General features: G+C 45.7%; 26 protein-coding genes. 21 read left to right on the forward strand and 5 right to left on the reverse strand.

The features are described from left to right. Nucleotides 1-50: 50 nt before the first annotated feature. Together H509_RS0105070 and H509_RS0105075 are read left to right on the forward strand one after the other, a co-directional pair. Nucleotides 51-1,631, forward strand: a complete 1,581-nt coding sequence (locus H509_RS0105070; RefSeq protein WP_028544124.1) for a family 10 glycosylhydrolase — start codon at nt 51-53, stop codon at nt 1,629-1,631. 152 nt (nt 1,632-1,783) lie between these two features. After that, the gene (locus H509_RS0105075) at nt 1,784-2,761 is read left to right on the forward strand and encodes a patatin-like phospholipase family protein (protein ID WP_028544125.1); all 978 of its coding nucleotides are present in this window, start codon (nt 1,784-1,786) and stop codon (nt 2,759-2,761) included. Between the two features lie 288 nt (nt 2,762-3,049). Here the strand turns inward: H509_RS0105075 and H509_RS0105080 are convergent, their stop codons facing one another. Both H509_RS0105080 and H509_RS0105085 read right to left on the reverse strand, forming a co-directional pair. Beyond that, on the reverse strand, nt 3,050-3,367 hold the full coding sequence (locus tag H509_RS0105080) for a hypothetical protein (RefSeq protein WP_028544126.1): 318 nt from the start codon (nt 3,365-3,367) through the stop codon (nt 3,050-3,052). A gap of 37 nt (nt 3,368-3,404) precedes the next feature. After that, entirely contained in the window at nt 3,405-4,352 is a 948-nt protein-coding gene (locus tag H509_RS0105085; protein ID WP_028544127.1) for a DUF1385 domain-containing protein, read from the reverse strand. Nucleotides 4,353-4,569: 217 nt separating this feature from the next. Between H509_RS0105085 and H509_RS0105090 the strand changes: the two genes are divergently transcribed. From H509_RS0105090 to H509_RS0105110, 5 genes are all read left to right on the forward strand, one after another. Next, nucleotides 4,570-5,223: a YqhR family membrane protein gene (locus H509_RS0105090; protein ID WP_028544128.1), complete on the forward strand. Its 654-nt coding sequence runs from the start codon at nt 4,570-4,572 to the stop codon at nt 5,221-5,223. Nucleotides 5,224-5,341: 118 nt separating this feature from the next. Next, nucleotides 5,342-5,806 carry a type II 3-dehydroquinate dehydratase gene (gene aroQ / locus H509_RS0105095; protein WP_028544129.1) on the forward strand — a complete coding sequence of 155 codons (465 nt, stop codon included), beginning with the start codon at nt 5,342-5,344 and terminating at the stop codon, nt 5,804-5,806. Between the two features lie 31 nt (nt 5,807-5,837). Beyond that, entirely contained in the window at nt 5,838-6,911 is a 1,074-nt protein-coding gene (locus H509_RS0105100; protein WP_028544130.1) for a M24 family metallopeptidase, read from the forward strand. Between the two features lie 33 nt (nt 6,912-6,944). After that, entirely contained in the window at nt 6,945-7,502 is a 558-nt protein-coding gene (gene efp / locus H509_RS0105105; protein ID WP_028544131.1) for an elongation factor P, read from the forward strand. Between the two features lie 327 nt (nt 7,503-7,829). After that, on the forward strand, nt 7,830-9,083 hold the full coding sequence (locus H509_RS0105110; RefSeq protein ID WP_028544132.1) for an aspartate kinase: 1,254 nt from the start codon (nt 7,830-7,832) through the stop codon (nt 9,081-9,083). A gap of 17 nt (nt 9,084-9,100) precedes the next feature. On the opposite strand, the gene H509_RS0105115 is transcribed toward H509_RS0105110, so the two are convergent. The 3 genes from H509_RS0105115 to comA form a co-directional block, all read right to left on the reverse strand. Further along, complete coding sequence (locus H509_RS0105115) at nt 9,101-9,559, reverse strand: DUF441 domain-containing protein (RefSeq protein ID WP_028544133.1); 459 nt, start codon at nt 9,557-9,559, stop codon at nt 9,101-9,103. A 151-nt stretch (nt 9,560-9,710) separates the two neighbouring features. Beyond that, nucleotides 9,711-10,448: a 2-phosphosulfolactate phosphatase gene (locus tag H509_RS0105120; RefSeq protein WP_028544134.1), complete on the reverse strand. Its 738-nt coding sequence runs from the start codon at nt 10,446-10,448 to the stop codon at nt 9,711-9,713. Nucleotides 10,449-10,496: 48 nt separating this feature from the next. Then, the gene (gene comA, locus H509_RS0105125; RefSeq protein ID WP_028544135.1) at nt 10,497-11,315 is read right to left on the reverse strand and encodes a phosphosulfolactate synthase; all 819 of its coding nucleotides are present in this window, start codon (nt 11,313-11,315) and stop codon (nt 10,497-10,499) included. 195 nt (nt 11,316-11,510) lie between these two features. Here comA and H509_RS0105130 point away from each other — a divergent pair, with 195 nt between their 5' ends. The 14 genes from H509_RS0105130 (at nt 11,511) to H509_RS0105195 (ending at nt 21,143) form a co-directional block, all read left to right on the forward strand. Continuing rightward, nucleotides 11,511-11,780 (forward strand): YqhV family protein, encoded by a 270-nt coding sequence (locus H509_RS0105130; RefSeq protein WP_028544136.1) that lies wholly within the window; start codon nt 11,511-11,513, stop codon nt 11,778-11,780. Nucleotides 11,781-11,932: 152 nt separating this feature from the next. Continuing rightward, nucleotides 11,933-12,949, forward strand: coding sequence for a stage III sporulation protein AA (gene spoIIIAA / locus H509_RS0105135; protein WP_036696295.1), 1,017 nt, complete (start codon nt 11,933-11,935; stop codon nt 12,947-12,949). Further along, complete coding sequence (gene spoIIIAB / locus H509_RS0105140; RefSeq protein WP_028544138.1) at nt 12,942-13,466, forward strand: stage III sporulation protein SpoIIIAB; 525 nt, start codon at nt 12,942-12,944, stop codon at nt 13,464-13,466. Before spoIIIAA ends, spoIIIAB begins: the two co-directional genes overlap by 8 nt. Nucleotides 13,467-13,477: 11 nt before the next feature. After that, nucleotides 13,478-13,681 carry a stage III sporulation protein AC gene (spoIIIAC, locus tag H509_RS0105145; protein ID WP_028544139.1) on the forward strand — a complete coding sequence of 68 codons (204 nt, stop codon included), beginning with the start codon at nt 13,478-13,480 and terminating at the stop codon, nt 13,679-13,681. A gap of 11 nt (nt 13,682-13,692) precedes the next feature. Further along, nucleotides 13,693-14,082: a stage III sporulation protein AD gene (spoIIIAD, locus tag H509_RS0105150; protein ID WP_028544140.1), complete on the forward strand. Its 390-nt coding sequence runs from the start codon at nt 13,693-13,695 to the stop codon at nt 14,080-14,082. A gap of 20 nt (nt 14,083-14,102) precedes the next feature. Then, nucleotides 14,103-15,359 carry a stage III sporulation protein AE gene (spoIIIAE, locus tag H509_RS0105155; RefSeq protein WP_028544141.1) on the forward strand — a complete coding sequence of 419 codons (1,257 nt, stop codon included), beginning with the start codon at nt 14,103-14,105 and terminating at the stop codon, nt 15,357-15,359. An 11-nt stretch (nt 15,360-15,370) separates the two neighbouring features. Further along, complete coding sequence (gene spoIIIAF, locus H509_RS0105160; protein WP_028544142.1) at nt 15,371-16,168, forward strand: stage III sporulation protein AF; 798 nt, start codon at nt 15,371-15,373, stop codon at nt 16,166-16,168. A gap of 117 nt (nt 16,169-16,285) precedes the next feature. Continuing rightward, entirely contained in the window at nt 16,286-16,948 is a 663-nt protein-coding gene (spoIIIAG, locus tag H509_RS0105165) for a stage III sporulation protein AG (protein ID WP_028544143.1), read from the forward strand. Nucleotides 16,949-16,978: 30 nt separating this feature from the next. Then, nucleotides 16,979-17,728 (forward strand): SpoIIIAH-like family protein, encoded by a 750-nt coding sequence (locus tag H509_RS0105170; RefSeq protein WP_028544144.1) that lies wholly within the window; start codon nt 16,979-16,981, stop codon nt 17,726-17,728. A 156-nt stretch (nt 17,729-17,884) separates the two neighbouring features. Next, nucleotides 17,885-18,379 carry an acetyl-CoA carboxylase biotin carboxyl carrier protein gene (gene accB, locus H509_RS0105175; protein WP_028544145.1) on the forward strand — a complete coding sequence of 165 codons (495 nt, stop codon included), beginning with the start codon at nt 17,885-17,887 and terminating at the stop codon, nt 18,377-18,379. A 46-nt stretch (nt 18,380-18,425) separates the two neighbouring features. Next, entirely contained in the window at nt 18,426-19,769 is a 1,344-nt protein-coding gene (accC, locus tag H509_RS0105180; protein ID WP_028544146.1) for an acetyl-CoA carboxylase biotin carboxylase subunit, read from the forward strand. Nucleotides 19,770-19,879: 110 nt separating this feature from the next. Next, a complete protein-coding gene (locus tag H509_RS0105185) occupies nt 19,880-20,290 on the forward strand; it encodes an Asp23/Gls24 family envelope stress response protein (protein WP_028544147.1) in 411 nt (136 codons plus the stop codon). Between the two features lie 68 nt (nt 20,291-20,358). Next, nucleotides 20,359-20,898 carry an alkaline shock response membrane anchor protein AmaP gene (gene amaP, locus H509_RS0105190; protein ID WP_028544148.1) on the forward strand — a complete coding sequence of 180 codons (540 nt, stop codon included), beginning with the start codon at nt 20,359-20,361 and terminating at the stop codon, nt 20,896-20,898. A 14-nt stretch (nt 20,899-20,912) separates the two neighbouring features. Next, the gene (locus H509_RS0105195; RefSeq protein WP_028544149.1) at nt 20,913-21,143 is read left to right on the forward strand and encodes a DUF2273 domain-containing protein; all 231 of its coding nucleotides are present in this window, start codon (nt 20,913-20,915) and stop codon (nt 21,141-21,143) included. Nucleotides 21,144-21,301 lie beyond the last annotated feature (158 nt).

A 21,301-nucleotide genomic window follows, 5' to 3' on the forward strand; every position in this document is an offset into this window, starting at 1 on the left:
ACTCTGTGAAACTAGCATTAGCAATACATACAGAATGGGAGAATTGCATAATGAACAAATGGAAACACAAACTGGTGGCGATACTCGCAGCGGTGACGATATGCACAGCAATGATGCCGACTCCTAATGTGCAGGCGAAAGAAGAGATTAAGATCTTTGTCGATAGCAAGCGACTGGTATCTGATGTTGCACCCTATCTTGTGCCTGGCAAAAATGTTACGATGCTGCCCTTTCGCGCAATTGGAGAAGGGCTAGGTGCTGACGTTACTTGGAGTCCTAGTACACGTGGGGTAGAGTTTAGAAAAGGTGACAAGACCATTACACTGACATTAGGTGAGAAAAGGGCACTCGTCAATGGTACGCATGTGGCATTGGAAGTCGGAGCCGAAATGAAATCGGGGCGGACGATGGTGCCGCTGCGTTTTATTGGGGAAAGTCTTGGCGTGCAAGTCAATTGGGACCCGCTGCTTCAATCGGTGAGCTTGGTAACTGGCGAAGGGATGGAGCAGTCTGCTGCCGGTTTGCGTGCAACATGGATTTCATCGGTATACAATATCGATTGGCCGAGTGATCCACGCAAAGGATTTGACAAGTTGAAGCAACAGCAAGACTTCACGACGATGTTAGATCAGCTGCAGCAGATGGGGCTAAACGCTATTTTCGTCCAAGTACGGCCGACAGCGGACTCTTTTTATCCTTCCAAGCTGCTTCCTTGGTCTGAATGGTTGACAGGTAAGCAGGGGCAAGATCCCGGATATGACCCGCTTGCGTTTATGATAGAGGAAACGCATAAGCGTGGGATGAAGTTCCATGCATGGTTTAATCCGTATCGTATTAGCGTTCAAACGGACCTGAACAAGCTTGTAAGTGATCATCCCGCACGTCAACATCCAGATTGGGTCGTTAAGCACAAAAATACACTTTTATTTGATCCAGGAGTTCCGGCAGTACGCAACTTTATTATGGATTCTGTTATGGAGGTAGTGAACAACTACGACGTAGATGGGGTTCATTTTGATGATTACTTCTATCCTTATGGTCAAGAAGCCGAGCCGTTTAAGGATGACGCATCTTATCGCACTTATAACAAAGTATATAACAGCAAAGAAGAATGGCGTCGTAACAACGTCAATCAATTCGTACAAGCAATGGATAGTAAAATTCATCGCGCAAAGCCTAACGTTTCGTTTGGAATCAGTCCGTTTGGTGTATGGCGTAATGCGTCTGTAGACCCAACTGGATCAAATACGAATGCTGGTGTTACGAGTTATGACTCTTTGAGCGCAGATGTACGACACTGGATTCAAAATGGCTGGATTGATTATGTTGCACCACAAATCTACTGGCATATCGGCCATAAAGCTGCTTCTTACGATACGCTAGTTCAGTGGTGGGTGAAGGAAACCGAAGGAACGGGTGTTGATCTTTATATTGGTCATGCTGCTTACAAACTGGCGGATGCAAATGAGAAGGATTGGGCGTCAGCGGACGTATTAATCAAACAGTTAAAGTACAATGAACAGTTCAGTTCGGTTAATGGTGACATTTATTTTAGTGCTAAAGATTTGATCCGTAACACGAAACAAGTGGGAGATTCGTTACAGCAATATTATGAGAATCAGGAAAAGTAACGTCTCACCAGTCAGGATAACGTTTTAGCCAGGCCAACAATGTATACGAGTCATATAGATGATGGGTGTATGACTTCGTATCATAACCTTTCCCGAGCAGGCATACATAACAATATGTAGCACTCAAAGTCCGCTCGGGAGGGCATACCGATATGAGCGTAGAAATTAACGCCGTCTTTGAAGGCGGGGGAGTAAGAGGGATTTCGTTGGCCGGTGCCGTTAGGGCTGCTGAGCTTGCCGGTATATCTTTTCGCCGTGTTGCTGGCACCTCTTCTGGTTCGATTGTTGCTTCTTTAATTGCGGCTGGGTATACAGCTGAGGAGATGAGAGAAGTTATTATTCGAACGCCATTTTCTTCATTTCTTAAAAGAGCGCCTATTTTTGAAGTGAAATGGATAGGGCCGATCCTGCGTTTGTTCCTTAAAAAAGGACTGTACTCGGGGGAAGCTTTGGAGCATTGGATTTATGAGCTGCTGCTAGCAAAAGGAGTACGTCATTTCGGAGATCTTGCACCAGGCCAGCTTCGTATTATTGCATCAGACATTACAAATGGTCGGTTGTTGGTGCTGCCCGACGATATGAAACAGTATGGCATTAAACCGGAGGCATTCTCGGTCAGTAAGGCAGTTCGGATGAGCACTTGCATTCCTTATTTTTTTGATCCCGTCATGATTAGAGAAACGTTAATTAATGAGAGGGGCAAGGCAAAAGCGTTCAGAAAGCAATTTACTTACGTTGTGGACGGTGGTATGCTAAGCAATTTCCCTTTATGGTTGTTTGATCAGGAGCGGGACCCGCGCACGATGCGTGTAATACCTACAATTGGCTTTCAGATGGTAGGAAATCAGGAAGTGAAGGCCAATTCGATTACAGGGCTTATTTCGATGCTGCAAGCAATGGTCGAGACGATGATAGGTGCACATGATCAACGTTATATCGAACAACATAATCGGTACCGGACCATTAAGATTCCGACGCTTGGAGTTGGACTGACCGAATTTAGTATTACAAAGGAACAAAGTCTTGCTTTGTATGACTCCGGACTGACAGCAGGTCTAAATTATTTTGACGATTGGAGTTATACGCAATATGAGCAATTTTATGAAGTGTTTATGGCCAAGTTTAAATAAATGATTACGTTATAGTAAGCTTATTTGTAGAAGTTCCTATAGCCATTAAAGCTACTTCAGTTGTTTCACTTTCGACCATATTTATATATGGTAACGTAAAAAAATAATGACTCGCAAAACGTTAAATTCTAAACTTAAAAACGGTAATTGTCACGGTAATTCAACTATTAATATAAAGAAATAGCCAGTCGTCGAGATTCCGATGACTGGCTATTTCACATGTACTTGAGTCAATTTCTGTCTCACAATTAGTGAGGCGTAGCACCGAGTCGCCCCGCTTCCAACTGGTTACGAGTTGGTCTTTGATTTAGGTTTAGACTTATTGCCGTCAATTACAGTTAGAGAGGCTGTTGAGCGCCGACGTTCAGCTTTAGGCTTGACAGGCGGCTTCTGCATTCTCTTCACTTTGGCTTCTGTTCGCGCTGATTTTTTAATTCGTGGCTTTGCAGTCGTACGCTTTGGGCCCCATTTGTAAAGCGCAAATATAATAACGGCTAGCACAAGCGGGATCAGGAAGTACGTCGGGTTGCTAATGATCGTTCCGATTAGGCCGATGGCTGCAAGTGCGATCAGCGTAATCATGAACCATGATGGAAATCGTCTCATCAACTATCCATCCTTTCGACATGGTCTGTTCCTGTCTTCAAGAAGCTTTGGTAGCTCCATTGGGTTGAAGCTGTTTATCCAGTTCAAGCATACGGTTAAAGGATGCGATGGATACTTCGACTTGGTCGTCGGATGGCTCTTTAGTCGTTAACAATTGCAGCCACAATCCAGGGTACCCAAGAAAGCGTAGTACAGGTACATCTCGCAGTGCGTTCGTGAATCTTAAAAATTCATAGGAAACCCCGATCACAAGCGGTAGCAGCGCAAGCCGCCATAATACACGTTCAAGCAAAGAATCGTATGATACAAAGGAATAAATAATGACGCCAACAATAACTGTTAACACAATAAAGCTGCTGCCGCACCGATAGTGAAGCGTGTTAAATTTCTGAACATTTTTAACAGTCAGTTCTAGTCCTGCTTCATAAGCGGTAATGACCTTGTGTTCAGCACCGTGGTACTGGAACAATCGTTTGATGATAGGTGTCATTGAAATGACCCACAAATAGACGATCAATATAACGATCTTAATAATACCTTCAATAATCGTATGAACAACTTGGTTCTCAAATGCTTTGCCAAACAAAAGTTGTTCAATTACAGCTGGTGCGGCTGTAAAAATGACTTTCCCGAATATAAAGGAAAGCACGCCGACAACGGCTACACCCAAGATCATACTTAGACTCCACCCAGACTTTTTGTCTGATTCCTGGATGGGCCCTTCCTCGTCCTCTGCATACTTCTCAGCAGCATAATTAAGGTGCTGTGCGCCTCGTGCACTCGCTTCAATGATGCCGACCAAGCCACGCAAAAGCGGGATCTTCTTGAGGGCATTTAGCCACTTCTTTTCTTCACGTGGAACTTCATAATAGGAAATCTCGTTATTTTTACGACGCACTGCTGTCACGTTCACGTGGCGTCCTTGAAACATGACTCCTTCGATAACCGCTTGTCCACCGTAAATTGCTTTGGATTGCTCTGACAATCGCTTCACCTTCCTTGAATGAGATCCAGCCACAACAACTGTGATGGACGATATAGTCATATTGTATCGAATTTGAAGTCTTATTGCTACCACAACACAGAAGCCGAATATAGCGGAACAACGTTAAGATACACGCAATTCGCACATACTACCTTTGCGAGCGTAACTGAAAAATAGCTTATAAGGACGATGAGCGGTATGAAGGGGGCACACAGTTATGAATGAACAGCAATATCGACAACAGCATCGGAGTAAAACAGAAAGCAATAAAAAGAAAACGAATCCATTTTGGTTTGCGATGCAGCTCGGCATGTTTGCCGGACTCATCTGGGGGGGGCTGCGCTGGTTAGCATATGCGTTTCATTTTACTATCGTAGTTCCAGGTTTTCTAATGGAGCCGTTCTATAACCACACCTACTTGGTGACGGCACGCGGCGGAGCAGCCGGATATGTCGTCTTTATTGGCTTCTCTATGCTTGCAAGTGTGATTTATACGATGTTTTTGAAGAAAGTTCCCGGGCCTTGGGCTGGCATCGTATACGGTATTTTATGGTGGGTTATTTTGTTTGTTGCTGTAGGGCCTTTAGTCAAAATGATGCCGCCAGTAACGAAAACAACTTGGAATTCCATTTACACTGATTTTTGTCTGTTTTTGTTGTGGGGACTGTTTATCGGCTATACGGTTGCGATGGAATTTAATGATGAGCGTCTTCGTGAGCCGGGGGCATCAGGGGGACGACACGATCAACATTCAAGCGGGCCAAAAGGTACAAGCCAGTCAGATCATCAAGCGGCGGGCAAAGAGCAGGGTCACAAGGAGGAGCAAACAGGGGGAGGGGGCTCAAACAAGCAGCCGGAGCCGGTTATGTAAGATCACGCCAAAAGGGTCATGGATCGAAATCGTTATGGTTTAGCTAGGTACATGCTTCTCAAGCGGCTGTTCGTATGATAAAATACGTGAGTATTCGTCTGCATAAGGTGGGATAGGCGTGGCTTGTTACTTAGTATTAAATGGACCAAACCTGAATATGTTGGGAATTCGGGAACCTGGTGTTTACGGCAAGGAATCGCTTGCCGACATCGAGGCTCGTCTTCTTGGAATCGCCAATAAGCTAGGTGTCGAGCTTGAATGCATGCAAAGCAACCACGAGGGAGTGGTTATTGACCGTATTCATGCGGCATATGGAACGTGCGACGGCATCTTAATCAATCCTGGGGCTTGGACGCACTACAGCTATGCGATTCGTGACGCGCTAGCCACCGTCAGCATTCCTACGGTTGAAGTTCATATGTCCAATATTCACAAGCGCGAAGCTTTCAGACATCATTCTGTGACCGCACCAGTAGTCGTAGGTCAAATCGCGGGATTTGGCTCGCACAGCTATGAACTTGGATTATATGCGCTTCATCAAGCAGTGCAGCAGAACGGCAAAGGACTATCTACGCATACATAACGATGAACACCATTGACAGGAGATGATTCGGATGAGTAACGCTCGCGTTTTGCGATTGCGCAAGGAAATGGAGCAACGAGGGTTAGAAGCGATCTGGGTTGCAAGTGATATTAACCGTCGATACTTGACTGGTTTTACGGGCTCTTCAGGTTATGTGTTGATTACACATGACCGTGCAATTTTGCTGACAGATTTCCGCTATATGACGCAGGCACCTGAGCAATCGCCTGACTTCGAAGTCATTGAGCATGCCAAAGTAACGGATACGTTGAAGACGCTGCTACAGGAGCTACGTATTTCGCGCCTTGCATTTGAACAGGACCATGTTACTTTTGCTGCTTATTCCAATTATGCCGAAGAGTTGGCTCCAATTGAATTGATTCCGACCAGTGGATTAATAGAAGACTTGCGAATGATCAAGGACGAGGATGAACTGCGTATTATGCGTGATGCTGCATCGCTGGCAGATCGTACGTTCAGTCATATCTTGAATTATTTGAAGCCGGGTGTGTCCGAGAAGGACATTGCACTTGAGATGGAATACTTTATGCGTAAGCATGGGGCAACTTCCAGCTCTTTTGATACGATTGTTGCTTCCGGTGAACGTTCTGCACTGCCGCATGGTGTAGCAAGTGAGCGCATCATTCAAGGAAATGAGTTTATTAAACTCGACTTTGGTGCTTACTTCCAAGGGTATTGTTCTGACATTACACGTACAGTCGTGCTCGGTACACCAACAGACAAGCATAAAGAAATCTATAACATCGTGTTGGAATCCCAATTGTACGCCTTGGAGCATATTCGTCCAGGTATGACTGGACGTGAGGCAGATGCGTTGGCGCGCGATATCATTACTCGTTATGGCTATGGTCCGAATTTTGGGCACAGCTTGGGACATGGCTTGGGCATGGAAGTACATGAACGTCCAGGCTTGTCGAAGGCAAGCGATACGGTGTTAACTCCCGGTATGACCGTAACAGTGGAGCCGGGCATTTACGTGCCTGGATTCGGCGGTGTACGTATTGAAGACGATATCGTCATTACGGAGAACGGGATTGAAATAATAACACAATCTACGAAAGACTTGCTCGTGCTTGAGATGTAATTTTGCACGAATAGATTTAGGAGGGTATTCACAGTGATTTCAGTGAACGATTTTAAGACAGGATTAACGGTAGAAGTAGAAAATGACATCTTCTCCGTAGTTGAATTCCAACACGTTAAACCAGGCAAAGGCGCGGCATTTGTTCGCTCCAAGCTTAGAAACTTGCGCAACGGTAACGTTGTCGAGAAGACGTTCCGTGCAGGCGAGACGATCGGCCGTGCACAGATCGATAACCGTGAAGTACAATACTTGTACAACAGTGGCGAAGAGTACACATTTATGGACAACGAGTCTTACGATCAATTTGCATTAAGCAAAGATCAATTGGAATGGGAAATTAACTTCCTGAAAGACAATATGATGGTTAACATCATTAGCTACAAAGGCGAAATTTTAGGTATTAACATGCCAAACAGCGTAGAGCTTAAAGTTATTGAGACGGAGCCAGGCGTTAAAGGTAACACGGCTCAAGGTGCAACAAAGAACGCGAAAGTCGAAACGGGCTTGAACGTTCAAGTACCTCTTTTCATTAATGAAGATGATGTATTGCTGATCGATACGCGTGAAGGTAAATATATTTCCCGCGCCTAATCAAATGTCGGTTGTAAGTTGTGTACAACGTATATACTGACATTGAAATAAAAAAAGTGATTGAACAGGAACGTTTTCTGTTTAATCACTTTTTTTAGTTTATAGGGGAAGATAAACAGTAGAATATGGAGATTGCAGGAAAATATATGGAACGCATATCCAATGTACACTATAGGAAGGCATTCAAATGTGTTTGTATTCGAGGGGGAAACGTACTCATACAAGTTTAGTCAGACGTACAATTTTTACGACTATTCTGGCAAACGTTATGCTATAATATGCAATTAAAAGAAATTATACATTCCTACGGGATTGGAGTGAGTCAGCGTGGCTTTATTCGTCATGAAATTCGGGGGAAGTTCTGTCGGTGACACCGAACGTATGAAGCGGGTTGCTAAGCGTATTATTGAAAAGAAAGAGCAGGGTCATCAATGTGTCGTTGTTGTATCTGCAATGGGAGATACGACAGACGATCTGATCGATAAATCCAGATTGCTAAACGACAATCCACCTGCTCGAGAGATGGATATGCTATTAACGACAGGCGAACAGATAAGCGTTGCGCTTTTGTCGATGGCCATTCATTCATTTGGTCATCAAGCAAAGTCATTTACGGGTTGGCAAGCTGGATTTCGCACGGACGATACGCACAGCAAGGCACGAATCGCTGATATCGATCCCTTTCGGGTCATGGATGCACTTGCGACGGGCAACATCGTAATTGTTGCCGGCTTTCAGGGTATGTCTGAGTCTGGAGAGATTACGACGCTTGGACGCGGCGGATCTGACACAACAGCAGTAGCATTAGCTGCGGCTATACAGGCGGACGTATGCGAGATTTACACTGATGTTGACGGTATATATTCTACCGATCCACGTATTGTGCGATGTGCTCGCAAGCTACAAGAGATTTCTTACGACGAAATGTTGGAACTGGCTCACTTAGGGGCGGCGGTGCTGCATCCACGGGCTGTTGAGTATGCGAAGCATAACAATGTATGTTTAGTGGTGCGATCGAGCTTTAATCATAACGAGGGAACTTACGTGAAGGAGGAAGCGGTCATGGAGCAGGGAGTGGTCGTCAGCGGAATTGCGTACGATAAAAATGTAGCACGTATTAGCATATTAGGTGTTGCTGATCTGCCTGGAATATTGGCTAAGGTGTTTGGCTCGCTTGCTGAAGCCGAGATCGATGTTGATATTATCGTGCAAAGCGGTGTACTAAATGGAGAGGCAGACTTCTCCTTTACAACTGCGCTGCATGATCGTGATCGCGCTATTCACGTTTTGGAGCAGCTGAAATCGGAGCTGCCCTACCGTGAAGTGACTTCGGAGACGGATTTGGTTAAAATATCTATAGTTGGTGCTGGGATGGTCAGCCATCCAGGTGTTGCGGCTAAAATGTTTGAAGTGATATCTGCGCTTGGCATCAGCATTAAGATGGTTAGTACGTCTGAGATCAAAGTATCTTGTGTCATCGCCAACCAACAGCTTCATGATGTTGTGAAGGCGCTGCACACGGCTTATGGCTTGGATACCGTGGAACAAGTATTTGTAGGTGGTCCACAGGATCGTCGTTAGTTGTTCACAGACCGTAATTATTTTTGAAATATCCACCTTGCAAGTTGTAATAGAAAAGCGGTTATACCAGCGGCCATAAGAGGGCCGACTGGAATGCCGCGCAGAAAGACGATCCCGATGATCGATCCGGCGACAAGCCCAACGATCATTTGCGGATCGTTTTTTAATAGGTCGAGTCCTTTACTGTTCATAAAGGTAGCTAGCGCACCGCCTGTCAGCGCAAGGATGCCTGTCCATGAAGTAAGTGTATTTAGGATGTCTTTTGTTTCAATGCGTTCAGTTGCAAAAGGAACTAGCACACCAATCGTTAAAAATAACAGGCCGAGCTCCAAACCTCGACGTTCCAGCATAGGCAGAAATCGATCAAGCTGGACAAGCTTCATGATGAGCAAAAAGCAGGCCGCCGTCGTAATGATCGGAGAGCGGCTAATAAGTCCCACTATTATTAATGTGACGAGCACAACTTCGCCGTTCATATATAAGGTAGCTCCTTCATGTCATGGATAATAAGAGCTTGCCTATCAATTGATGTATAAAGCTTGACAAGCTCTTATCTCACGATATGAACACATAGCGTTCTTTTAGAACGAAAAGTCGATGCAGCTACCGAAGCAGCGCATCAGACTGTTATGATGAAATGACACCAGTAAACGGAATCATCATCTGATGAACCATACGAGGGACTACGGGAATGGTGTTTACGGCGGAGCAAAATGCTACATCTTGATGATATCCAAGCTTAGCTAGTCGCTTGGCACTTGCACATTGCTGTATCGCGCCTAACAAATTGTCCGCATGGTGAAGATACGCACTCATGACCATCGAGCCCAGATCATTCATGAAGATCGTATCGTGTGTCGCCTCTTTTATATTACTAATTTCGTGAAGCAACAGTCCTGCACACAAGCCGTCTTCAAATGCAAACGTATCCTGAGAGCCAGCGCACAACAAAGCTACGTCCCGCTTCAGTTTCACTGCGACTTGGGCACATAGCTGTGCATTCAGAAAAGCCCCCGCAATAATATGCTCTGCTCGCACTGCTTTTTGAATAGCCCGTGTCCCATTTGTTGTGGTCAGTACGATGCGACGTCCGCGAAAATCGTCATTCGTATATTCCAAAGGAGAGTTGCCTGCATCGAAGCCCACTATTTTTTTGCAGTAGCGTTCGCCTCCCAGAATATCCCCTGGCACAAAGCAATGCTTGGCTTGACCGACAGTTTCAACCGGAATAACACCGGCTGCACCATAAGCTAGCGCTGTTACAATTGTACTCGTAGCCCGCAGTACATCAATAACAATGACTGTACGGTGGGACAAGTCAATAGCGCGTGCTTCACTAATACTTGATATCGCATCGACTTGCATCTGCATGCACCTCCTTTCTTATGCAAGCACAGGACATTGAGAGCTGCACTAGATTTCATAATAGAAGGCTAGATGGTCAAGAAATGTATCTGCTCTTAAACCGCGTCTCAAAGCTTCAAGCGCAATTGCATCCCCATACGCTACATTCCCGATATTGGCATTTACACCCGCGTTTTGTAATATAAACAACTGTTGGTTTTTGTGAGGTGCCTCCCACATCAACTTCTCAGGATAAGGGACAGCAGCTAAAATGTTACCGATTAATTCCCCATTACAATGGCCGTTGGAATCAAACACCCCAACGTTGATACCTGACTCGCGGCCTTCGAGAGTCATCCATTGTGCGCCATGTGCCAGATCATCCAGCAGCGTTTCCGTAATGTCATCTATTTGAAACGGGTAATGTGCTATCTTTTTTCCGTATTCGGTGCATACGGTATAACCTTCTTCCACAGCACGACAAATAAGCGACCTTCGTTCTGAACGAGAGAGCGTGATCGACCCGTCGGAAACCTCAATGACTGTGAAGCCTGTTTCTTTCATCATATGAAAAAAATCATCAACCATACCTTTTGCAACCGCAATTTCCAACAAGGTTCCGCCTGGCATAATTTCCAATCCATACGATTTGGCCAGCATCGTCTTTGCACGTATGAAAGAGGGCGGCAGCAGGGCGGAAGTGCCAAATCCGAGTTTTAATATGTCAATATGCTCATGTACACAAGCTAAATAATCTTCAAACGCCTGCAAGCCTAAGCCTTTGTCCATGACCATCGTATAACCGAATGTTCTGGGTCGAAGCAATCGTTCTCCGCTTGGGTCCGAAAGACCATTTGGCCATTTTGAGGTAGTTATTAATCGGTTCATATGCCGATTCTCCTTTGGATATGCTGCTTGACATAACATCTTGAAGCAATATATGCGTTTTATCCCTGACACGTGCCTAGTGGATGGACTTGCTGCTCTATTTTGAAGAGAGACGGCATATACATAAACCGAAGACTATGAAGCTGGTTAAGGTTGTTGACGAGTAGCTCCAGATTAAAGAAAGGAGGCGGCGGGGTGTCTTTTGACAAAATAGTGCTTAGTATGGCGGGCCTGCGATTCCTCTCTGGAAGTTTGGAACTGCTTGCTGCCGTTATTATGTTAAGGCTGAATGAACCGCACAAAGCACTGGCTGTTAATTCGATGTTGGCGTTAGTTGGGCCTATCGTGTTAATTGCAACAACAACGATTGGCTTGATTGGAATTGCGGACAAGCTTTCTTGGGGCAAATTCGTGTGGATTACGATCGGTGTCACTTGTTTATTAGTTGGTGTTTTAAAAAAATAACTCTGCTAAGTAACGTGGAATTCACCAATAGGTTGCGAATGAAATGGTGACTCGTTGTCATAATTGCACAATGTACTCCATACACATCAGTGTAGATGGGCAAGCATTGGTCCGATGTGACGGAATGAATCAAGTGAGCGAGGAGGGATAACATGACTGCGCAAGATCGGACTAGCTGGTCTCTCGTACTGCCCCCAGAGCTTCGTTCGCTCATCATGCAGTTGCCCTCGCGGCTATTAAACGTAATGGAAGAAATCCGTATTCGTGAAGGCAGGCCGCTTGAGGTCAGTACGTGTGGAGAGTGCCACTTTGTGACGAATGTTGGGACGATAACGGAGCAGCCAATAGAAGCATATGCCCCGTCGAAGGAAGACTGCCACCGTCTTCTGGATCTGTTAACTAATCATTCGTTATATACGATGGAGGAGCAGCTTAGGAGAGGGTATGTCACGATTGCGGGAGGGCATCGTGTCGGACTTTCAGGGCGAACGGTATTACATCAAGGAAAGGTAAGCCATCTGCGCGATATTTCGGGATTTAATGTAAGAATCGCTAGAGAAGTTAAAGGAACAGCGGCTTCGGTGATGCCATATGTACTCGATTTTAGAGCACAGTCTGTTTATCACACCCTGATTGTTTCGCCGCCACAGCATGGAAAGACTACGTTGCTGCGGGATGTAGCACGTTCAATTGCTTCTGGCATTTGGAACCACCCGGATGCTCGCTGGCAATCGCTAAAAGTTGGCATTGTGGACGAGCGGTCTGAAATTGCGGGATGTATCAAAGGAGTGCCAAGCTTTGATCTAGGTTTTCGCTGTGACGTATTAGATGGCTGTCCTAAAGCTGAGGGAATGATGATGTTGATCAGGTCTATGTCACCGGATGTCATTGTCGTGGATGAATTCGGCCGTGAAGAGGACGTGTTTGCGATGCGAGAAGCGATCCATGCAGGTGTACGTGTTATTGCTTCTGCTCACGGGAGTGATGTAGAAGAATTGATACGCAGGCCAGGCATAGGAGAGCTGTTGGCAGAAGGGGTATTTTCACGAATTATACTGCTCAAGAGAAACAAGAAGGAGTGGACTAGGAAAATATACGATGACAAACGAAGAGCGTTGCTCATGCCTGAGTTGACCGCAATGGTGAAAGGCGGGGGTGGGCGTGTATAAGCTTATTGGAACAGCAATCGTTATTGCGGCAGCCAGTGCCATCGGCTGGGTGCAGTCCGCTTCCTACGCGGCTAGACCAAGGCAGCTTAGACAATTAATTGTTGCATTGCAGCGGCTAGAGACGTCCATAGTATATGGTCATACTCCGCTAGATGATGCGTTTGAAGAACTGGGAACACAGTTGTCCATGCCGCTAAACAGCTTATTTGCTGTAGCTGCCTCTAACATGAAGCAGCGAGAGGCTCTTGTTTTAACTTCAAAAGAAGCATGGCATCAGGCATTAAAACGTGTAACACCTGAAACTGCACTGAAACATGCGGAAATTCGTGTGTTACATGATTTGGGAATGAGTCTTGGCATAAGTGATCGCGAGGATCAGCGGAACCATATCCGACATGCGATCAAAAGGCTGGAGCAGGAGGAAATAAACGCGCGGGAAGATTATATGCGGTATGGGACATTAAGTCGCAGTTTAGGCTTGTTAAGCGGGGTGTTAGTAGTCATTTTAATATATTGAGGTGCCTTCGGATGAATGTGGATGTGAGCGCGATATTTCAGATTGCCGGGATCGGCATAATCATTGCCATGATTCATACCGTACTGAAGCAGATGGGCAAAGAGGACATGGCTCACTGGGTAACTGTGATCGGGTTTGTAGTTGTATTATTTATGGTCGTGCGGCTGCTGGACAATTTGTTTCAAGAGATTAAGACCATTTTCTTGTTTCAGTAGGTGACGCTTGTATGGAAATTATTCAAATCGTCGGACTTGGTCTAATCGCAGCCATCCTTGTGCTTGTTGTGAAGGAGCAGAAGCCGATGTTTGCGTTTCTTATATCCGCATTTGCAGGCATTGTCATCTTCCTGTTCTTAATCGGCAAGATTGAGGCTGTTATTAAAGTGTTGGAGGATCTTGCTAATCGTTCAGGTATTCAACCCGTATACTTAAAAACCATTTTAAAAATTATCGGGATTGCCTATATTGCAGAGTTTGGCGCACAAGTCGTTCGTGATGCTGGACAAGACGGTATTGCTGCTAAGATTGAGCTGGCAGGCAAGGTTCTCATTATGGTGATGGCCATCCCGATAATTAGTGTCATCATTGAGACTGTCATGAAGCTGCTTCCAGCATAATTCAACACGTCAGGGGAGAGGTGAAGACCATCGGAAAAAGTCTATTTCATGCGAGTCGGGCGCGTGTCTTCATCGTACTTCTTTTGAGTATGTGGCTTGCAGGTGTTAGCGTTGTATTAGCAGGTTCTGATGCTGCAAATGAACAGCTTTCAAATGAACAGCAGACGTCCGTTTCTTCTGCCCCTGCCGAAGCGTGGGTGAAGCAGCAAAGCAAGGAGCTCGGCACAGGTGAAGTAGAGGTGTATTGGAACACCTTGTTGGACAAGTATGGAGGTTTTTTTCCAAAAGAGTCTGTGCCTGATTTTGCTGATCTCATTTTGCCAGGGGGCGAGCAGCTTACGATTGGCAATACGTTTAAAGCACTAGGCAAATTTATGCTGCAAGAAGTCGTTATGAACGGGAAATTGATTGTTACGATAGTTATTTTAGCTGTGTTCAGTATGGTGCTTGAGACGCTGCAAACCGCATTTGAACGAAATACAGTTAGTAAAATCGCCTACTCTATTTCCTATATGGTCATTATTATTTTAGCGATCAACAGTTTTCATGTAGCGATCGGATATGCAAAAGAGGCTATATCAGGGATGATCGATTTTATGATGGCAATGGTTCCGTTGCTATTTACATTATTGGCATCGCTTGGAAATGTGGTTACGGTATCTGTACTTCATCCGCTAATTGTATTTATGATTCATTTGGTCGGAACGCTGATTTATGCGGTTGTATTTCCACTGTTGTTTTTCTCAGCCGTGCTGCACATTGTAAGCACGATGTCGGACAAGTATAAAGTAACACAACTGGCAAATTTGCTGCGGAACATTAGCGTTGGTTTGTTGGGCATTTTGTTAACTGTATTTTTAGGCGTCATTTCCGTACAAGGGGTGACAAGTTCGGTGACAGATGGCGTAGCCTTACGCACAGCTAAATATATAACGGGCAACTTTGTTCCGGTTGTAGGGCGTGTATTCTCGGATGCAACAGATACGGTTATAACGGCCTCGCTGCTCGTCAAAAATGCGGTCGGTCTAACGGGTGTCATTATTCTTTTGTTTTTGTGCGCGTTTCCCGCATTAAAAATATTAACGCTGGCACTCATTTATAATGTCTCAGCCGCTATTATGCAGCCATTAGGAGATAGCCCAGTCGTAGGCTGCTTAAAGACGGTTGGCAAAAGTATGATCTATGTGTTTGCTGCTCTTGCAGCAGTCAGCTTAATGTTTTTTCTGGCAATTACGATCTTGTTAACAGCTGGAAATGTAACGGTCATGATGCGTTAGGAGGGATAGTCATGACGTGGCTTAGCCAATGGCTAAAGGAAATCATTATGGTCATCCTGCTAGCGACCTTTATCGATTTGCTGCTGCCTAATCGGACGATGCAGCGTTATGTCAAATTGATGATGAGTCTCATCATCTTACTCATCCTGCTCTCTCCGATTATGAAGCTTTTTGATGCGAACATTACGGATGAATTGGCACAGCAATGGGATCGTGCATCTGCGGCAACGCCAGGCACTTACGCCTCATTGACGTCTATTCAGCGCGAAGCGAACCGGATTAAAGCGAGGCGTGACGAACAGGTGATGTCCTATGCGGCTGCACAGTTGGAGACAAATATGAAGAAACAGTTAAACGATACTTTAGCCATATCGACTAATGGTCATTTAAGCGGGGGCGCTCAGTTGGAAGGGGCGGCTGCTGTTATCTCGCAGTCAAAACTATTATTCCAAGTTATTGCTGTGCAGGTGAAATTAACGAGTCGCCTAAATCAGGAGCAGCCAACAATCGACAGGATACACATTCAGATGAAGCCCGTGCGGAAATCAGAAATGGAACAACCAGCATTGCCAGTTATGGCCTCGACACAGGGGACAGTTCACGAGATTGAACCTGTCGAGTCTGTGTCGAAAATTGGCATACCACCCATTCATGCTCCTAGTAATACCCCGTTAGGGCAATTGGACAAAACTGCTGAACCACTTCATATCAGTGAGGAACGCCAGGCGGTGGAAGCGTTCGTTAAACAACAAATGTCGCAGCAATGGGTCGTCAAGCCAGAACAAATCGAGGTCGAGTGGCAAGCGTAGTGATCTAAAAAGAGGAGCGAGTTTGCAATTTGCAGTCATAAATTTGAACAAGCAGCGTATAGGTGAAATGAGGACAAGTAAACGAAAGTCCATCACGTGAAAGGGCGGTTGAGTGCATTGGCGAAATGGCTACAGAAAATAGAATCCTTACTTGGCAGTGGATCGAACGGGTCCAAAAAGGTGCATACGTTTCGCTTGCTGTTGCTGTTTGGTCTAATTGGCGCCGCGCTTGTCTTGTTCAGCTCGTTTCGCTCTTTCGAAGGGGCAGGCAGTTGGCTCAAGGGTAATGTTGGCAGGGAACCGCCGACGGCGGGAGCCTTTCAAGCTGCTGACGATCAGTCAAGTGAGTTGACGCCTACACCCGGCAACGTCTTTGATTCGATCGAGAAGTCCTTCGAAACTAAAATCCGATCTATTCTGGAGGAGATTGTTGGGGTGGGGCAGGTTGAAGTGTTGGTGACGATCGATTCAACAGAAGAGATGGTTATCCAGCGCAACAATAAAGATAGCCAGCAGATAACGGAGGAGACCGATGCGAACGGGGGCAAGCGTCACACGACTCAATATTCGCGTGATGGAGAAATTGTAATGACGGAGCAGTCGAACAGCCATAGTCCAATCGTAACAAAACGGATCAAGCCCAAGGTGAGAGGAGTCGTCGTTGTTGCGAAAGGCGCAGAAAATGCAGTCGTCAAACAATTAATAGTGGATGCGGTGGAAAAAGGATTAAATGTCCCGTCTTATCGAATCTCGGTTGTGCCGCGAAAAGTGGCGGAATAAAGCAGTGAATTGCAAAGGAGGCCTTTTCTAATGAATACGAAGAGACAAACAATTTGGTTAGTATCCATGCTAAGTTTGATGGTTGTGTTATCCGCCTATTACTTGTTTACAGAGGATACAACGAGTAAACAAGCGGCAACTGGCACACAAGGCGAGCAAGTGATTAAAGGAAACGCTACTGAAGTGGGTCAGCTGCCAACCGTACAAATTACGGAAGTATCAGCTGGCGATAGCGGCGCAGTGGGCAAGGAGCAGGCAAATGCAGACGAAAAGAAAAGTCCAGAGCCTGTTGCAAATAATAATACGGGTCAACAACCACAAGGAAACACAGCTGCACCAACGGAGTCAAGTAAGTCAGTAGCAGGCAAGGAACAAGCCAAAACAGATGAAGATGTGCTCAATGAAGCAGTTGCGGGCGGTGTAACGAAACGAAGCCTGATCGAAGAGAAGCAAATGGAAAGAAATGAGCAATATCAACAAAATATAGAGCGTTTGCTCGGCATTATTAACGATACAACTAATATTTCTGGAGATAAACTAACAAAAGCGTATGATGAAATGCATCAGCTTGATGAGCGTGAGCAAAAAATTACAAACCTGGAAACTGAGCTACAAAAAGAATATGACAACGCCGTCATTACTCAGGATAATGATCGCTACAAAGTGGTTGTACAGAGCGCCAAGCTGGAAGTGAAGCAGGCCGTTGATATTATGGATAAATTAATTAAGGAATTAAATGTAACTCAAGACAAAATAAGTGTTCAGTATGTGTCTGAATAATGGGATAACATATACCTAATATACAAAGGTTGGCAAAGCCCAGTTCCAAACTGGGCTCTTTCTATTTATTGAGGTTGTGATATAATACATACGTCTATGTAGATTGTCTATATGTAAAGTCCTTACGGATACATACTTTCACGAGGAGTGAATGAATTGTTCAAAATTAGTGAGATTAAAGAGCTGATTAAATTGTTGGACCAAACTTCGGTCCATGAGCTCGAAGTAGAAAACGAAGGCTTTCGCCTATCCATTCGTAAGCCGGGCAAGACAGAGGTTGTAACTGTTCAAACGGCACCAACGACACATACATATACGCCAGTCCCAGCAAGTACTCCAGTAACTGCGGCAGCTGAGGCACCTGTAGTTGCTCCAGCAACAAGTACAGATGCTGCATCAGCTCATGCAGGACTCCACAAGATCGTATCCCCTATGGTAGGTACGTTTTATGCCTCGCCGTCTCCAGAAGCAAGTGCTTTTGTGAAGACGGGAGACCGGGTGAACGAGCGTTCCGTTGTTTGTATTCTTGAAGCGATGAAGTTGATGAACGAGCTTGAAGCGGAAGTATCGGGCGAGATCGTACAAATTCTGGTCGAGAACGGACAACTTGTAGAATACGGACAACCACTGTTCTTGGTAAAGCCTGAGTAAATAAGGCTGAGTAGTTAATTCGGATAAACCAAGAGGAGGTTGAACGATGAAGTTTCAGAAAGTGCTCGTCGCGAACCGCGGAGAAATCGCCGTACGTATTATTCGCGCGTGCCGTGAACTAGGAATTGCAACTGTAGCTGTTTACTCGGAAGCGGACCGTGACGCCCTTCATGTTCGTCTGGCGGATGAAGCCTACTGTATTGGACCAACGGCGTCCAAGGACAGCTACTTGAATTTTACGAACTTGATGAGTGTGGCTACATTGACAGAGTGTGACGCCGTACATCCGGGTTATGGTTTTTTGGCGGAAAATGCTGACTTTGCCGAGATTTGCAGCTCATGCGGTATTACATTTATAGGCCCATCAGCTGATGCCATTGAGCGTATGGGTGACAAGGCCGTTGCCAAGCAGACGATGAAGGATGCGGGCGTACCGGTAATTCCGGGTTCTGACGGACTTGTTGAGGATATTGAAGATGCCCTTATGATTGCGCGTGATATCGGCTATCCGGTCATCATTAAAGCAACAGCAGGTGGTGGCGGCAAGGGCATTCGGATTGCCGAAGATGAATCATCACTGCTGAAACAGATGAAGACCGCTCAGCAAGAAGCGGAGAAAGCGTTTGGCAATGCGGGCGTCTATCTGGAGAAGTTCTTGACTGGTATGAAGCATGTCGAGATCCAGATCATAGCTGACAAGCATGGAAATGTTGTTCATTTGGGAGAGCGGGATTGCTCGGTCCAACGCCGCAGACAGAAACTTGTGGAAGAGGCGCCATGTCCTGTGCTGAGTGAGGAAACACGTAATCTTATGGGTGATGCTGCGGTTCGTGCTGCGCTAGCCGTTAATTACTCAGGAGCCGGTACACTTGAGTTTTTGCTTTCACCAGACGGTCATTTCTACTTTATGGAAATGAATACCCGTATACAAGTTGAACATCCGGTTACAGAGATGGTTACTGGTGTAGATATTATTAAAGAAATGATCATGGTCGCGCAAGGCGAACAGCTTTCAGTCAGACAGGATGAGATCACGATTAACGGGTGGGCGATCGAGTGCCGCATTAATGCGGAGGATCCGGATCGCAACTTTATGCCATCTCCAGGGCAGATTACGTTTTATTTGCCAGCCGGAGGCATCGGTGTTCGTGTGGATAGTGCTGCTTTCCAAGGATATACAATCTCTCCGTTCTACGACTCTATGATTGCCAAGCTTATCGTGTGGGCGCCAACAAGGCAGGAAGCGATTGAGCGCATGAAACGAGCTCTGGCAGAATTTGCTATCGAAGGTATTTATACAACGATTCCATTCCATATGCGATTGTTGCAGCACCCGACTTTCATTCGTGGCGATTTTGACATCAAGTTTCTGGAGGAAAATGAGGTATAATGGTTTACACCGATAAGTTGTTTGTCATAAAATTGGACAAATGATATAGTTATGAATAATAGGTGGACAGGATTATATCTCCATACATGAATAGTAAGGAGTGATAATGGATGAATCAAACGATTATTCCGGATTTCGAACGTACAGACTTAGGTAATATTCAAATTGCACCTGAAGTTATTGAAGTTATTGCAGGTCTTGCAACGATTGAGGTAGAGGGCGTAGCAGGCATGAGCGGAGGCTTTGCTGGTGGTATCGCTGAATTGCTTGGTCGTAAGAACTTGTCAAAAGGCGTTAAAGTGGAAGTTGGTCAACGTGAGGCGGCAGTTGATGTATCGATCATCGTCGAGTATGGCAACCGCATCCCTGAGGTGGCGTCTAACATTCAGAACAATGTAAAGCGTTCCATCGAAATGATGACTGGCCTTCATGTGGTAGAAGTGAATGTGCATGTGCACGATGTTCACTTTAAGTCGCAGGAGAAGCCGGAAGAGCCGGACAATTCTTCGCGCGTTAAATAGTGCTGGATGAGAGAACCCCCTCCATATGGCAGGGGGTTACCTGTAATTCAACAAGGAGGCGCGGCAATATGGGTAGAATCTTTGACAGACTGCTGTTATTTCTATACAGCATCGTAATCGGCACGTTGTCCGTCGCGGCTATAATTGTAGCAAGCGGCCTGCTACCTGAGCTTATCGTTTTGAACTTGCCTGATGGCATGTTAATTACGGTTATTACGGTAGCTGCGGTTCTGTTTTTGATAAGCATCCGCTTTTTCTATGTGTCGATTCGACGTGAGCGCACTTCATTGCCATCGATCGATCAGCGTACAGAAATAGGAGATATTAAGATCTCGCTCGAAACGATTGAGAATGTAGCGTTAAAGGCGGCAGGACGGGTGCGTGGTGTTAAGGATCTTAAAGCGCGTATCCGTGCAAATGACGCAGGGTTGGATATTATGATCCGTGCCATCGTAGATGGGGAGAACGCTATTCCTGGCATTACGGAGGAAGTTCAGCGCAACGTTCGTGACTATGTACATGAGATTACTGGGATTCCTGTATCTTACGTGTCCGTTTACGTCGCGAATGTGGTGCAGTCGCAGACGTTTAAGGCACGTGTTGAATAGGTGGTGAACTTCCGATGTGGAAACAATTGTGGGAGAGTCACAGTGGACGAATCATCGGTATAGCAGCTGGAATCGGATTAGGTCTAGTGTATTTATTCGTTGGGTTTTGGGACATGCTCTTTGTTGCGCTGCTCGTATTTATCGGTTACACCGTTGGCAAGCATAAAGATATGGACTTAGGCCCCATGATCCCGTGGCAGCGAATGCGTGTGTGGCTGTCCGAGCGCTGGAGATGGTTGAAGTAGTCCTATGGACGCTCCGAACGACTGTGGCACCGCCGGTCAACCGACGGGGAGCTAATCGGGGCGGGCATAGGATTTTTTCTTGGTCGAGCCATTAGGATGTTCCCCGACATATCAAGTAATCATTTGGCAGCAGAAATAAAACATTGATGATATAGAGC

The organism is Paenibacillus taiwanensis DSM 18679 (genome assembly GCF_000425125.1).
GTDB classification, from domain to species: domain Bacteria; phylum Bacillota; class Bacilli; order Paenibacillales; family Paenibacillaceae; genus Paenibacillus_B; species Paenibacillus_B taiwanensis.